This window comes from uncultured Chryseobacterium sp. (assembly GCF_913776365.1).
Taxonomy (GTDB): Bacteria; Bacteroidota; Bacteroidia; order Flavobacteriales; family Weeksellaceae; genus Chryseobacterium.
In genome coordinates, this window is record NZ_CAJYMO010000212.1 from 1 (window position 1) to 12,826 (window position 12,826).

A 12,826-nucleotide genomic window follows, 5' to 3' on the forward strand; every position below is an offset into this window, starting at 1 on the left:
GTGGAGCAGGAAGATGTGATGAATGTTTTCGAAGGGATGACAAAAACTTTGCTGAAAGACATCACCGGCCAGGAATTCGGGGATTTCCCGAGAATGACGTTTGCCGATGCGATGCAGAAATACGGAAACGACAAGCCGGACATCCGTTTCGGAATGGAATTCGTGGAATTGAACGATCTTGTTAAAGGAAAAGATTTCAAAATATTTGATGAAGCAGAATTGGTTGTCGGAATCAATGTGAAAGGATGTGCAGACTATACAAGAAAACAGATCGACGAGCTGGTGGATTGGGTAAAGAGACCACAGATCGGGGCTTCCGGAATGGTTTGGGTAAAATTCCAGAACGACGGAGTAAAGACTTCTTCCGTAAATAAATTCTATGGCGAAGAAGATTTAGCCAAGATCATCGAGAAATTCGGGGCTAAAGAAGGCGATCTGATACTGATCCTTTCCGGAAACGAGCACAAGGTAAGAACCCAGCTTTCAGCTTTAAGAATGGAGCTCGGAAACCGCCTGGGCCTGAGAAAAGGAAATGAATTCGCCCCGCTTTGGGTCGTTGACTTCCCGTTACTGGAGTTTGATGAAGAAAGCGGCCGTTACCACGCCATGCACCACCCTTTTACCTCTCCGAAGCCTGAGGATTTCCACCTGCTGGAAACCGATCCGGGAAAAGCAAGAGCCAATGCTTATGATATGGTATTGAACGGCAACGAAATCGGTGGCGGATCCATCAGGATTTTCGATAAAGACCTGCAGTCCAAAATGTTTGATCTGTTAGGCTTTACCAAAGAAGAAGCGGAAGCCCAGTTTGGATTCTTAATGAATGCCTTCAAATACGGAGCTCCTCCTCACGGCGGACTGGCCTTCGGTTTCGACCGTCTGGTAGCCATCCTCGACGGAAATGAGGTGATCCGGGATTATATCGCCTTCCCTAAAAACAATTCCGGGCGCGATGTGATGATCGACGCGCCGGCTGCAATCGCCAACGAACAGCTGGATGAACTGGAATTGCAATTGAATATAAAATCATAAATTAGAAGCGGGGAAATTTTTCTCCGCTTTTTTATTTCATATAACATTTAATTTACGCAATGAAAAAGCATAAACGAGAACCTTGGGAGATTCCGGTTATCATCCTCTGGTACTTTGGATTGTTTATTTTTTATCATGGAATCGGGTATTCGAAAGAGAAGAACGCTTTTGACTTTAAAGGAGGATATTTTGTAATAGGAATTCTGATCCTGGCTCCGATCTATCTTTTCATCCGTTCACTCAAAGAAAATGACAAACCTTTTGCCGTTGAAAATTTTCGCAGAGATATTACCATTGGTACCATCAAAAAATATAAGATCTGTGAAGACATTGACTTGACGGGGGCTGCAATCGAAAGCTATGTTTTCGCTATCGGAAAAGATCAGAATGACTATGCTAATATCTTCTATAATCAAAACGATATAAAATTTGTAAAGACCAAAGTTACTATTCCTTATTTCAATAAATCTTTACCCGTAATCACAGCCTTTACCAATATTGAGGCCATGGTGCTGAAAGAAATTTTCCGTCATCATATTTCCGCAACCGTTTATTTTGACAAATATATTCCTACAAATTATTATATTGACTTAACGTTTCTGGAAGATATAAACCCTGCAGTATTTACATCTGAAATGAATCCAAAAGAGACATAGCTTTTATTGCCTCATGAAAATATCCGTTTCTGTAATAATTTTCCTTTTCTGTATTTCTGCAACAGGAGCGTTGGTATTCTTCCTGTGTATGTTATTTTAGAAATAACATATCATCAATCTTCAGGACGGCAGAAAACTTCACGTAAAAAGTTTCCTATATGAAACGATCAGGATTTCTTATGGCTTTTTGCATGATAAGCATTTGCGGCGCTAAAAATTTAATTGCTTTTCAGTTAAAAGAGAAATTATCCGAAAACGCTATTGTTTCAGCAGAATTTAACGGAATATTTTTCAGCAGAAATGATATTAAAGGGATTTTTGATCATTTTTGAAGCTGATGAAGGACGGAACCGTTGTGATTGTTTCAGCGGATTTTTAAGTCTTGAAAATGGCGAAACAATACCTGTAGAAGTTATCCGTCATTGCTATGAAAAAAAACAGATATATCATCATTTCCAAGCAATATGACTTGGATGCAACGATAGGAGACATCAGAACGGATATATTTGACTATATAAAAAATGACCTCATAAATACTGAGTAATCAGAATGCAAAAAACCTCAGTTCATAATAAGTGAACCACTATCAAAACCATGAAAATAACTTTAATATTTTGAGTGAATACCCTGTTTCAGATATTCATTTTTCTTATGTTAAAAATACGTCCTGGACTATGCTTCATTTGGATTAGGAAAATATTGTTGAAATTAATTTCAATAAAATAATTGAATATCATAAAGATAAAGCCCGGATCAAAAAGCCATTATGAAATATCAGACCCCACAAATATTCATCTCACGGCACAGACATTGTACGATTCAGACCAAATACAGTACAATGAAAGCAATCTGGAACGGCGCCATCGGTTTTGGCCTGGTAAATATTCCTGTAAAGATCTATTCGGCAACGGAAACCACAAAGCTGGATCTCGATATGCTGGATAAATCCGATTACTCCAACATCCGTTTCAAACGGGTAAATGAATCCACAGGAAAAGAAGTAAAATGGGAAAACATTGTGAAAGGCTATCTGATGGACGACAAATACATCATCCTGGATGAAGACGATTATGAAGCCGCCAGCCCGGAGAAAACCAAGATCCTTTCCATCGACCAGTTTGTGAGGGAAGAGGAAGTGGATTCGGTATATTTTGAAAACCCTTATTATCTGGAACCTCAGAAAAACGGTGAAAATGCGTACCGCCTTTTGCTGAAAGCCCTGTCCAAAACGGAAATGGCGGGTATCGGTACTTTCGTCCTGCGGGAAAGCGAAGCCATAGGCATGATCAGGCCTTACAATGACGATATCCTGGTGCTGAACCGGCTAAGGTTTGCCGAGGAGATCCGTGATTATAGTGACCTGAAAATCCCGGCTAAGAAACCGCCGAAACCGGCCGAGCTTAAAATGGCAGTCAATCTGATCGAGCAGCTTTCCCAGGATTTTGATCCGACCCTGTATAAAGACAATTATTCCGATGAGCTGATGAAGATCATCAAGCAGAAGGCGAAGGGTAAAACCGTCAAAGTCAAAAAAGCGGAACCTGCCGAAGACGGTAAAGTAATTGACCTGATGGCGCAGCTAAAAGCCAGTTTACAGAATTCCAAATCTAAAAATGCATCCTGATGGCCCTTAAAGATTATCATAATAAACGGAGATTTGATGAAACCAGTGAACCGGAAGGTTCCGTAAAGAAAAGCGGCAACCAGCTGGTCTTCGTGATACAGCGGCATGCTGCTTCCCGGCTTCATTATGATTTCAGACTGGAAATGGACGGCGTGCTGAAAAGCTGGGCGGTACCGAAAGGTCCTTCCCTTGATCCGAAAGACAAACGCCTTGCGATGATGGTAGAAGACCATCCGTACGATTATAAAGATTTCGAAGGAAATATTCCCGAAGGAAATTACGGTGCCGGACAGGTGGAAATCTGGGATAGCGGAACCTATGAGCCACTGGATGATACGAGTACTTTGTCCGATGCAAAAGAGTTGCTGAAGGAACTGAAAGCAGGCTCCCTGAAATTTATTCTCCACGGCAAAAAACTGAAAGGTGAATTTGCTCTGGTCAGAATGAAAAATTCAGAAGGCAATGCCTGGCTGCTGATTAAGCATAAGGATGATTTTGCCGAGAGCAGCTACGATGCAGAAGACCATACTTCTTCAAAATCAGCAGTCACCGAATTCCTGGAGGAAAAAAAAAGCCCAAAAACCGGCAAAAAGCCAGCGTAGGGCAGCATCATAAGCCATTTCATGATCCCTCCGCATTAAGTGAGGAGAAAAAGCTTTCTTCGTTTATTCACCCCATGCTTGCCAAACTGCATGATGAACCCTTCGACCATAAAGACTGGATCTTCGAGATCAAATGGGACGGCTACAGGGCCGTTGCCGATCTCAGCAAAGATGAGCCGGAATTCTATTCCCGAAACGGGATTTCATTTCTTTCCAAATTTGAAAAAGTAGCCAGGGATTTCAGCAGGCAGAAACATCAGATGATCCTGGACGGGGAAATTGTGGCTTATGATGCTAAAGGACGGCCGAATTTCCAGCTGCTGCAGCAAATCGGTGATCATCCTGACCTTGCTTTAGTGTATCAGGTTTTTGATTTGCTCTGGCTAAACGGGCATTCTACCGAAAATCTTCCGCTGGTCCAACGGAAAGAATTACTGAAAGAAGCCCTTGTTGAAACCGACGTGATCCGGTATTGCGATCACGTGGAGGAAAAAGGCATCAGCTTTTATGAGGAGATGCATAAACTGGACCTGGAAGGTATGATTGCAAAAAAATCGGACAGCATTTATACCGAAGACCACCGGAGTACCGACTGGCTGAAGGTGAAATTTTCCCAAACCGATGAAACCATTATCTGCGGGTTTACAGAACCGAAAGGTTCCAGAATAGGCTTTGGAGCTTTGATTCTGGGAAAATATGTAAATGACGAACTTATCTATTGCGGACATACGGGGACGGGATTTAACCGCGGATCGCTGCTGGAAATCCGTGAAAGGCTGGAAGCAATGGCGGTAAAAAAATCACCGTTTGAAAAAACACCTAAAACCAATTCACCGGTTACCTGGATCCGTCCGGAACTGGTCTGCGAAATCAAATATTCTGAAATTACGAATGACGGCATTTTCCGGCATCCCGTTTTCGTTACCATCCGGGAAGATAAGGAACCGGAAGAAGTACAGGGGACTTCCCGATCCGTTACCGAAAAACCTGAAGATATGAAACCGAAAACCACCGTTGCCAAAAAGACCAGAGTTTCTGATGAAGAGACTGAAATCACGCTGAACCGCCACAAAGTAAAGCTAACCCATCAGGATAAAATCTATTTTCCCAAAGATAACCTCACCAAAGGTGATATTATCACCTATTACCAATCTGTAGCCGATTTCATCCTGCCCCACCTGAAAAACCGGCCGCTTTCGCTCAACCGCTTTCCCAACGGAATCGGGAAGCAGGGCTTTTACCAGAAAGATGCCGGGGAAAATATCCCCGAATGGATCAAGACCACGAAAGTATTTTCCGAATCCACCGATGAATACATCGATTATATGCTCTGTAACGACAAAGCTACCCTGGCCTATCTCAACAACCTCGGCTGTATCGATATGAACCCGTGGAACAGCGCTTTGCCCGATCTAGATCACCCGGATTATCTGGTTCTTGATCTCGATCCTTCTAAAAGAAACACTTTTGATGATGTCATCGAAACGGCCCTGCAGGTCAATGAGGTTCTGAAATCCATTAAAATCCAGGGCTATTGTAAAACTTCAGGCAGTACGGGAATCCATATCTACATTCCAATGGATGGGAAATATGATTTCGATCAGGTAAAAGATTTCGCCCATATCCTGATGAAACAGGTCCATGAAAAACTTCCGGAGCTGACCACCCTGGAGAGGAGCCTTCAGAAAAGAAGCCATGATAAAATTTATATGGATTACCTTCAGAACCGTCAGGGACAGACCCTGGCCAGTGTATACAGCATCCGCCCGAAAGAAGGAGCCGCCGTTTCCATGCCGCTGGAATGGGATGAGCTGAAACCGGGAATGAAGCCTACAGATTTCAACATCCATAATGCCCTGGAAAGAATCAAAGAAAAAGGCGATCTCTTTAAGCCTGTTTTAGGAAAGGGTATTGATATGATGGCAGCACTGGAATTATTACAGGATATTAAATAATATCTATATTTGAAAGGAAATATAATTCCATGAAATTTTTTTTCTTTATCATCTTTTTTCTGATGCTGATCTCCTGCCGTAAAAACCCGGAATCAGCAGATATGGAATATGCTTTTGAAAACGTCTTACATGATAACGATACGTTGTTGATCACTTCGCGATTTAATGATTGCGGCGAATGGGGCGGCCATGAAGAAAAGATAAAACTGTACAGATTAGGAAGAGAGGTCCTGTTAAGTTATATCAGATACCGCATCAACTGTTCTGAAAGAAATGCTTCCGGTTCGATAATCCAGCATAAAGAATCTGCAAACAGCTTTTATTTATCAGATTCACAAAGCAAAGCAGTCATGAACTATATGACTGCTTTAATAAAATTGAAATTTACAGAGCAGCCAATAGGAAACAGTGGTAATATGTTTTCTGTTGAAAATACCGCCGGTGATCTGCACCTTTCATGTTATGGCAGCAGTTATCTTTTGCTTGACAATTATAACATATTGATAGAAAAATTGCATTTTGATAAGGTTCAGATTCATCAAAGGTAGTTGACAGGTCTGATTTTCCGGTTGACCGAAAGAAAGTCATCTTCCCCTATTTATTTTAAAAAAAATAATCTGATAGGAAGAACACACTTATTGAGGAATACCATATGCCTGATCATGCAGATTTTCAATAATTTTCAAGCAATAATCAATGCTATTTTCATCCCTTACCTGGTTGATCAAAAGGTATAAATTATTAATAATATCCGGGATGGATAAGACCAGATCATCTGTAAAAAATCTTCTCTTCATCAGGTGTATCTCTAAATTTAAATATAGACAATACAGATATTCCACATCATTAATTTTCGCAAAACATTCGCAGAAAACATACGAAGACAGGTATCTGCCCTTCAAATTATAATCTGCAAAATCTAAAAACCGGGCTATAAAATAAAGATATGGATCTTTATATCTGAATATTTCTATTATAAAATCATCCTGCTGTTCTGCTGTCAAAGTATCCAGGATATTTTGCAAAAAAGGACAAAAATCGTATTCGAAATTCTCTGAGGTACCGTTTACATCGATATTATCAATATAATTTGTTATTCGCAAAAGTTCATCTTTCATGATCAAATCTATGGTAATTTCGCCACCAGCCCTTCCGGCAGTATTTTCAGAATTAAATAAATAAGTTTCCATCTGAAGTCCGGAACAATAGTGAACGAGTTTCCGGCATTAACGATATGCCTTGCTACATATTCCGGTTCCATAATCAGGGATTCGTTCAGTTGCAGGCCTTCATTGATTTTGGTCCGGATATAGCCGATGACCAGTGCATTGACTTTTATATTCCGCGGTGCCAGCTCCTGCCTCAACCCGGCCAGGTATGTGGTGAAAGCTGCCTTGGTGCTTCCATACACAAAGTTGCTCTTCCGGCCCCGGACACCCGACAGTGAAGACAGCCCGATGATCCTTTCCAGGTTTTTATTCCCGGTATCTGCCACCATACAGTTCAGGACAGAGACAGCTCCCATATAATTTACCGTCATCATCTGCTGGGTCCCTTTGAAATCCTTTAGGGCCGTTTCATTATCCACCAGAAAGCCGGCCGCGTAAACGACAATGTGAGGCTTTATCGGAAGTGCTTTATAAAAAGCCTGATGGGAACCGAAATCAGCTGCATCAAAAGACAACACCAAAACCTTCGGGTGAAGGCCATGCTCCGTAACAAAACTTTCAAGCGAACGGATATTCCGGGAAGCTGCGATAACGGAAAATCCATTCCTCGTGTATTGCAGGATGCATTGCTTTGCCACATCGGAGTTGGCACCCAGAATGAGAACGTTTTTAACAGTGTTTTGATTCATGGGGCAAAGATAATCCAAACCATACCCAACAACACTATGGAAAAGAATAAATACGGATCACACGATGGCGTTGTATAGCCCTTTTTATAAAACAGATAGTAGTTCATAAGAGGCCAACAGTATTCTAAACATACCACCGATAAAAAAAGAACGTATCACAGGATACAAAAAGTTCCGGCGGGGTAAACAAAGCCTACCCCGCCGAAACGGTATTGATTTCAAACCTGAAAAACTATTTTTTCTCCAGGTCGATTTCTTTTTTATCTTCAATTTTTTCTGCCGCTTTGGCCTTGTCTCCGAAGCGGGCTTCCGTAAATTCCCTGGAAACGGCTGCTTTTTCAAATTTCAGCTTTCCGGAAAGGGTTTCGATGATAAAGCCGTCATCGTGAACCTGGGCAATCCTTCCGTGGAGCCCGGAAGTAAGGACTACTCTGGTTCCCACTTTCAGGGTTTCCTGAAAATTCTTTTCCTGCTTCTGCTTTTTCATCTGGGGACGGATCATCAGGAAATAAAATCCTACGAACATTACCCCCATCATGATCAGCATCATTGGCGAGCTTCCGCCGGCAGGTGCCTGTAGAAATATGGATATCGTATTCATGATCTTAAGGCTGGATGTTTGCAGTGAAGGTTAATTTAACCGGTGTTTTTTCCACATTGGCAAAAACGTCAGCATACTTATTTACGTTACCGTCGAAGTTTGAAGAATCGAAATGAAGGGTGATTTTCCCTTTTTTCCCCGGCATGATCGGCTCTTTGGTGAAATCCGGTGCCGTACATCCGCATCCCGGTTTTACTTCTGAGATCACCAACGGGTTGCTTCCCGTATTGGTTACTTCATATACATGCTCTACTTTATCTCCTTTTTTGATTTTACCGAAATCGAAATTGCTTTCAGAAAGGGCAATGGTGGTTAACGGTTGGTTAGGAGTAGCAGCAGCACCGGTACCGGCCTCAGCTGTTGCCGGTGCCATGGCTGAATCGCCTGGCGCAGCCATGGCTCCTGTAGCGGTAGAATCTACGGCAGCTGTTTCTGTCCCTGTTGCTGTTTCCTTATTTTCTTTTTTGCAGGAAACCAATCCGAAGCCTATGATTGATAAGGCAATAACTGACAATGTCTTTTTCATATAACTGATTTATATTCTGTTTAGATCTTTACAATACTTATCCAGGATTCCGTTAATAAAGATGTTCGAACGGTCTGTTGCAAACACTTTGGCAATCTCGATGTATTCGTTGATAATGACTCTTGAAGGTGTGAGCGGGAAGTTATCAAGTTCGGCTATTGCTGTTGATAAAATAACTTTGTCCATGAGCGAAACCCTTTCCAGGTCCCAGTTTTCCAGCCGCTCCTGCAGTTTCTTTTCGTTGTTTTCCCAGCTGTCCAGTGTATTTCTCAGCAATTTCATGGCAAAGGTCTTGTCATCCTCATCCTTGATCATTTTGATCAACGTCCGGCTTTCTTCATTTTCCTTCAGGAAACCGATGGTCTTCTGTACCATGGAATTGGCAATATGGATATCATCATACCAGGAAAGTTCCTTATCCCCCAGATAATCGTGGAAATCATCATTTTCTGCAATGTAGCGGAGAAATAATTTCCCGATGAACTTCTGGTCTTCCTCGAAGGAATACCCTTCCTCCTTCATAAAATCCTGATATCTTTTCCCTGCAGTAATCCTCTGGAAGGTCTTTACCAACAGGTCATCATGCATATCCCACTTCAGCTGTTTGTGCTGGCCTGTGAAAAACAGACGTTCCGGGTTTTCCTCCAGCTTTTTAAGAACCTGATTATTGATGAATTTTTGGTTAGGATTAATATCAGCATCGGTTTTGATGTATTTGTTTTTCCCGATTTCGATCTGGTTTTCTGCCAGGTCTTTAAGGGCTACCAGGAAATTCAGCTGATAGATGTATAGATAATAGATTTTCTCTATCCCACTGAACATGTTTTTCTCTAACACATCAAACTTTACAGGATTCTGGTAATAAGAATACACAGTCTGTACTACTTTTTCACGGATTTGTCGTCTTCCTAACATTCAAAGAGCTTTTTATGGGTGCAAAGATATAAAATTTAAAATTGATGAAATTCATAGTCTGGCCACATTTTCGTAATTTTGTAAAACTTTATGAAAGCTTTAAAAACCCTGAACCCCTATTTCTGGAAGCACAAAATACTGTTATTTTGGGGAGTATTGTTCATCATTGCCAGCAATTTTTTCAACATCTATAAAGTTCAGTTTGTAGGAAAATCCGTAGATGCGCTTACCCACAGCGGCAACCTTGGATTCAACCGCCAGGTGCTGATCTATGTAGCAATCATCGTAGGCTGTTCATTGCTGACCGGGATTTTCACATTTATGATGAGACAGACCATCATTGTGGCTTCCAGGAGGATTGAATATGAGCTGAAGAATAAAATTTACCGCCATTATCAGGACCTGTCCTTAACCGACTATAAGCAGACGACCATCGGTGACCTGATGAACCGTCTGAGTGAAGACGTCGTAGCCGTACGGATGTACCTTGGTCCCGGTGTGATGTATGTGGCCAATCTTCTGGTACTGGTTATTATTACTGCCATTTACATGCTGAAGACGGATGTCTCCATGACCCTGTGGACCCTGCTTCCGTTACCCATCCTCTCCTTTGCCATTTACAAGGTAAGTTCGGTCATCAATAAAAAATCGAAGATCATGCAGAAAAGCCAGTCCGCCATCTCCACTTTTGTGCAGGACAGCTTTTCAGGAATCCGCGTAGTGAAGTTTTTTGCCCGTGAAAAATATATTGAGAAAAATTATGGCGTGAAGGTAACTGATTATCAGGATAAAGCACTTGACCTTACCAAGACGGAAGCCTACTTTTTTACCATTATCCTTTTCGTGATCGGTCTGCTGAATGTAGCCATCATCTGGATCGGCGGGCAGAAATACATTGCCGGCGAACTGAGCATCGGTAAAATTGCCGATTTTTTCATGTACATCAATACCCTGATCTTTCCGTTTTCCATGGTAGGCTGGGTAACCTCCGTGAACCAGAGGGCTGAAGCTTCCATGCAGCGGATCAATGAATTCATGGATAAGAAATCCGAAATCGTGAACCATAATTTTGAGAATTATACTATCAAAGGAGATATCGAGTTCCGGAATGTTTCCTATGTTTATCCCAATACCGGAATCAGGGCACTGGATAACCTGAGCTTTACGGTAAAGGCAGGTGAATCCTTAGCCATTATGGGAAAGACCGGAAGCGGAAAATCTACCATTGCGTTACTCTTATGCCGGCTGATTGATCCTACGGAAGGCGAGATCCTGGTTGACGGTAAGAACCTGAAAGACCATAACCTGGAGAATTACCGGAACTTCATCGGCTACATTCCCCAGGAAAGTTATCTTTTTTCTGATTCCATTGAAAACAACATCGGTTTTGCCATCGATCAGCCTACCCATGAGAAAGTAGTGGAATATGCAACCATCGCTGATGTTGACAAAAATATTACCGGCTTTAAAGAGCAGTACAAAACGATGGTAGGCGAGCGCGGCGTGATGCTTTCCGGAGGCCAGAAACAACGGATCTGTATTGCCCGTGCCCTGATTAAAGATCCGAAGATTATTATTTTTGACGATTCCCTGTCTGCACTGGATACGGAGACCGAACAAAATATTCTGGAAAATATCGACAGGAAAATACAAAATGCCACATCCGTAATCATCACACACAGAGAATCTAGCGCCCAAAGAGCCGATAAAATCCTGAACCTCACGGAAATTGACAATTCCGTAACTGCTTAGCTCATTTGTTCGGAAATGTTAAATAAATCATAAAAAAAATTTTGTGATTGAAAGAAAACTTTTATATTTGTTCCTAACAAGATTAAAAAATATCTAACAATGAGTGAATACAAGGAACGCCATGAAAATGAAATTTTCACCAAGGTGTTAAAAGCAGGGAGAAGAACTTATTTCTTTGATGTGCGCGAGACGAAAGCAGGAGATTATTATCTTACCATTACTGAAAGCAAAAAGAATTTCGGGGAAAACGGGGAAGCTACATTTGAGAAACATAAAATCTATCTTTATAAAGAAGATTTTAAAAGTTTTCAGGAGATGTTTAATGAATCCACAGATTTTATCATTAACGAAAAGGGTGAGGATGTAATATCGGAGAAACACGACAAAGACTTCAAAAGCAGATCGTACACCATTGACTCTGACGACGAGGTTTAAAAAAAAGTATACTTCTAAAAAACACAAGCATCTGAAAAAAAGATGCTTTTTTTATGTCCGGAAATAGAAATCCGGACCTAGTGAGCAATCCAGCCGGTTATCAGCTTACCACCTTCCTTTTTTATTTCAAAATATTTATTTTCTGTAATACACTGCCTCTTTGCCGGATCATCTGATCAATCCTTTTGTCATCTATATGCAAAGCGGGCATATGCTACCATTTATTCTGTTTTTATATACAAACTTATTTTTCAGCCCCTGGAGATGAGCTTATCTGTATGCATCCGTATACCGCATTCAGGTTTGTGACAAAGATGAAAATGGGCTAAAGCCCATTTCTATTGATAATATGCTGATTTCCATTTTGAAAATGGGCTAAAGCCCATTTCTATTGATGATCTAATGTTTTCTATGTATCAATTAATGCACCTGTTGATTTTATTTCAAAAATCAACAGGTGCATAATGCAGATGCATATTGATGAGTCCGCATTTTGAGAACTATTTCTGATCGTCACCGTTTCCATAAAAAAAGGGATTGCCTGAAAAGACAATCCCTTATACCATACGGATGCTAAAGCCTGCAGTGCGAGTCCGGAAATTAACGATCCGTTCTCTGGTCTGCAATGCTGTATTTACCGTTTAATCACTTTCACTGTTTTCTCCGTATTACCGGCAAGTTTGATTTTCACCAGATACATTCCGGATACTGCAGAAGACATGTGGATGACCGTTTTGGTATCATTCACCGGTTGGGTCAATACCAGTTGTCCGGCTGCACTGTATACCGTTACCGAAAGAATTTTCTCATCGGACACGATGTTCAGGTCATCCTGTACCGGGTTCGGGAAAACCTTCAGGCTTGTCTGCG

At 41.4% G+C, this 12,826-nt stretch carries 15 protein-coding genes; 9 read left to right on the plus strand and 6 right to left on the minus strand.

Annotation, left to right across the window (positions count from 1 at the left end; genetic code table 11):
• From QZ735_RS10750 to QZ735_RS10780, 7 genes are all read left to right on the plus strand, one after another.
• A partial coding sequence (locus tag QZ735_RS10750) for an amino acid--tRNA ligase-related protein (protein WP_294248053.1) occupies positions 1-1,032 on the plus strand: 1,032 nt, incomplete at its 5' end.
• Positions 1,033-1,091: 59 nt separating this feature from the next.
• Positions 1,092-1,688: a hypothetical protein gene (locus QZ735_RS10755; protein WP_294248056.1), complete on the plus strand. Its 597-nt coding sequence runs from the start codon at positions 1,092-1,094 to the stop codon at positions 1,686-1,688.
• A gap of 158 nt (positions 1,689-1,846) precedes the next feature.
• Positions 1,847-2,020 carry a hypothetical protein gene (locus tag QZ735_RS10760; protein WP_294248058.1) on the plus strand — a complete coding sequence of 58 codons (174 nt, stop codon included), beginning with the start codon at positions 1,847-1,849 and terminating at the stop codon, positions 2,018-2,020.
• A gap of 506 nt (positions 2,021-2,526) precedes the next feature.
• Positions 2,527-3,312: a Ku protein gene (locus tag QZ735_RS10765; RefSeq protein ID WP_294248061.1), complete on the plus strand. Its 786-nt coding sequence runs from the start codon at positions 2,527-2,529 to the stop codon at positions 3,310-3,312.
• Complete coding sequence (locus QZ735_RS10770; RefSeq protein WP_294248063.1) at positions 3,312-3,914, plus strand: DNA polymerase ligase N-terminal domain-containing protein; 603 nt, start codon at positions 3,312-3,314, stop codon at positions 3,912-3,914. The genes QZ735_RS10765 and QZ735_RS10770 overlap by 1 nt, the downstream gene beginning before the upstream one ends.
• A 74-nt stretch (positions 3,915-3,988) precedes the next feature.
• A complete protein-coding gene (gene ligD, locus QZ735_RS10775; RefSeq protein WP_294248066.1) occupies positions 3,989-5,869 on the plus strand; it encodes a DNA ligase D in 1,881 nt (626 codons plus the stop codon).
• 101 nt (positions 5,870-5,970) lie between these two features.
• The gene (locus QZ735_RS10780) at positions 5,971-6,417 is read left to right on the plus strand and encodes a hypothetical protein (protein ID WP_294248068.1); all 447 of its coding nucleotides are present in this window, start codon (positions 5,971-5,973) and stop codon (positions 6,415-6,417) included.
• A gap of 87 nt (positions 6,418-6,504) precedes the next feature.
• Here QZ735_RS10780 and QZ735_RS10785 read toward each other — a convergent pair whose 3' ends face one another.
• The 5 genes from QZ735_RS10785 to nusB all read right to left on the minus strand — a co-directional run bounded on the left by QZ735_RS10785 (position 6,505) and on the right by nusB (position 9,769).
• Positions 6,505-7,059 carry a hypothetical protein gene (locus QZ735_RS10785; protein ID WP_294248090.1) on the minus strand — a complete coding sequence of 185 codons (555 nt, stop codon included), beginning with the start codon at positions 7,057-7,059 and terminating at the stop codon, positions 6,505-6,507.
• Entirely contained in the window at positions 6,996-7,727 is a 732-nt protein-coding gene (locus QZ735_RS10790) for an SDR family NAD(P)-dependent oxidoreductase (RefSeq protein ID WP_294248072.1), read from the minus strand. The genes QZ735_RS10785 and QZ735_RS10790 overlap by 64 nt, the downstream gene beginning before the upstream one ends.
• A 232-nt stretch (positions 7,728-7,959) precedes the next feature.
• Positions 7,960-8,328, minus strand: a complete 369-nt coding sequence (gene yajC / locus QZ735_RS10795) for a preprotein translocase subunit YajC (RefSeq protein WP_294248074.1) — start codon at positions 8,326-8,328, stop codon at positions 7,960-7,962.
• 4 nt (positions 8,329-8,332) lie between these two features.
• Positions 8,333-8,854 carry a DUF1573 domain-containing protein gene (locus QZ735_RS10800; protein WP_294248076.1) on the minus strand — a complete coding sequence of 174 codons (522 nt, stop codon included), beginning with the start codon at positions 8,852-8,854 and terminating at the stop codon, positions 8,333-8,335.
• A 9-nt stretch (positions 8,855-8,863) separates the two neighbouring features.
• Entirely contained in the window at positions 8,864-9,769 is a 906-nt protein-coding gene (gene nusB, locus QZ735_RS10805) for a transcription antitermination factor NusB (RefSeq protein ID WP_294248081.1), read from the minus strand.
• 90 nt (positions 9,770-9,859) lie between these two features.
• On the opposite strand from nusB, the gene QZ735_RS10810 reads away from it, so the two are divergent.
• Together QZ735_RS10810 and QZ735_RS10815 are read left to right on the plus strand one after the other, a co-directional pair.
• Positions 9,860-11,521, plus strand: coding sequence for an ABC transporter ATP-binding protein (locus QZ735_RS10810; RefSeq protein ID WP_294248083.1), 1,662 nt, complete (start codon positions 9,860-9,862; stop codon positions 11,519-11,521).
• A 99-nt stretch (positions 11,522-11,620) separates the two neighbouring features.
• Complete coding sequence (locus QZ735_RS10815) at positions 11,621-11,956, plus strand: DUF3276 family protein (protein ID WP_002976288.1); 336 nt, start codon at positions 11,621-11,623, stop codon at positions 11,954-11,956.
• A gap of 634 nt (positions 11,957-12,590) precedes the next feature.
• Here QZ735_RS10815 and QZ735_RS10820 read toward each other — a convergent pair.
• Positions 12,591-12,826 (minus strand): T9SS type A sorting domain-containing protein (locus QZ735_RS10820; protein WP_294248086.1); only part of this gene is annotated, 236 nt, incomplete at its 5' end.

Coding starts and splice junctions, on each gene's coding strand:
- QZ735_RS10755 (WP_294248056.1), top strand. CDS start 1,092: ATGAAAAAGCATAAACGAGAACCTTGGGAGATTCCGGTTATCATCCTC.
- QZ735_RS10760 (WP_294248058.1), top strand. CDS start 1,847: ATGAAACGATCAGGATTTCTTATGGCTTTTTGCATGATAAGCATTTGC.
- QZ735_RS10765 (WP_294248061.1), top strand. CDS start 2,527: ATGAAAGCAATCTGGAACGGCGCCATCGGTTTTGGCCTGGTAAATATT.
- QZ735_RS10770 (WP_294248063.1), top strand. CDS start 3,312: ATGGCCCTTAAAGATTATCATAATAAACGGAGATTTGATGAAACCAGT.
- ligD (WP_294248066.1), top strand. CDS start 3,989: ATGCTTGCCAAACTGCATGATGAACCCTTCGACCATAAAGACTGGATC.
- QZ735_RS10780 (WP_294248068.1), top strand. CDS start 5,971: ATGGAATATGCTTTTGAAAACGTCTTACATGATAACGATACGTTGTTG.
- QZ735_RS10785 (WP_294248090.1), bottom strand. CDS start 7,059: ATGGAAACTTATTTATTTAATTCTGAAAATACTGCCGGAAGGGCTGGT.
- QZ735_RS10790 (WP_294248072.1), bottom strand. CDS start 7,727: ATGAATCAAAACACTGTTAAAAACGTTCTCATTCTGGGTGCCAACTCC.
- yajC (WP_294248074.1), bottom strand. CDS start 8,328: ATGAATACGATATCCATATTTCTACAGGCACCTGCCGGCGGAAGCTCG.
- QZ735_RS10800 (WP_294248076.1), bottom strand. CDS start 8,854: ATGAAAAAGACATTGTCAGTTATTGCCTTATCAATCATAGGCTTCGGA.
- nusB (WP_294248081.1), bottom strand. CDS start 9,769: ATGTTAGGAAGACGACAAATCCGTGAAAAAGTAGTACAGACTGTGTAT.
- QZ735_RS10810 (WP_294248083.1), top strand. CDS start 9,860: ATGAAAGCTTTAAAAACCCTGAACCCCTATTTCTGGAAGCACAAAATA.
- QZ735_RS10815 (WP_002976288.1), top strand. CDS start 11,621: ATGAGTGAATACAAGGAACGCCATGAAAATGAAATTTTCACCAAGGTG.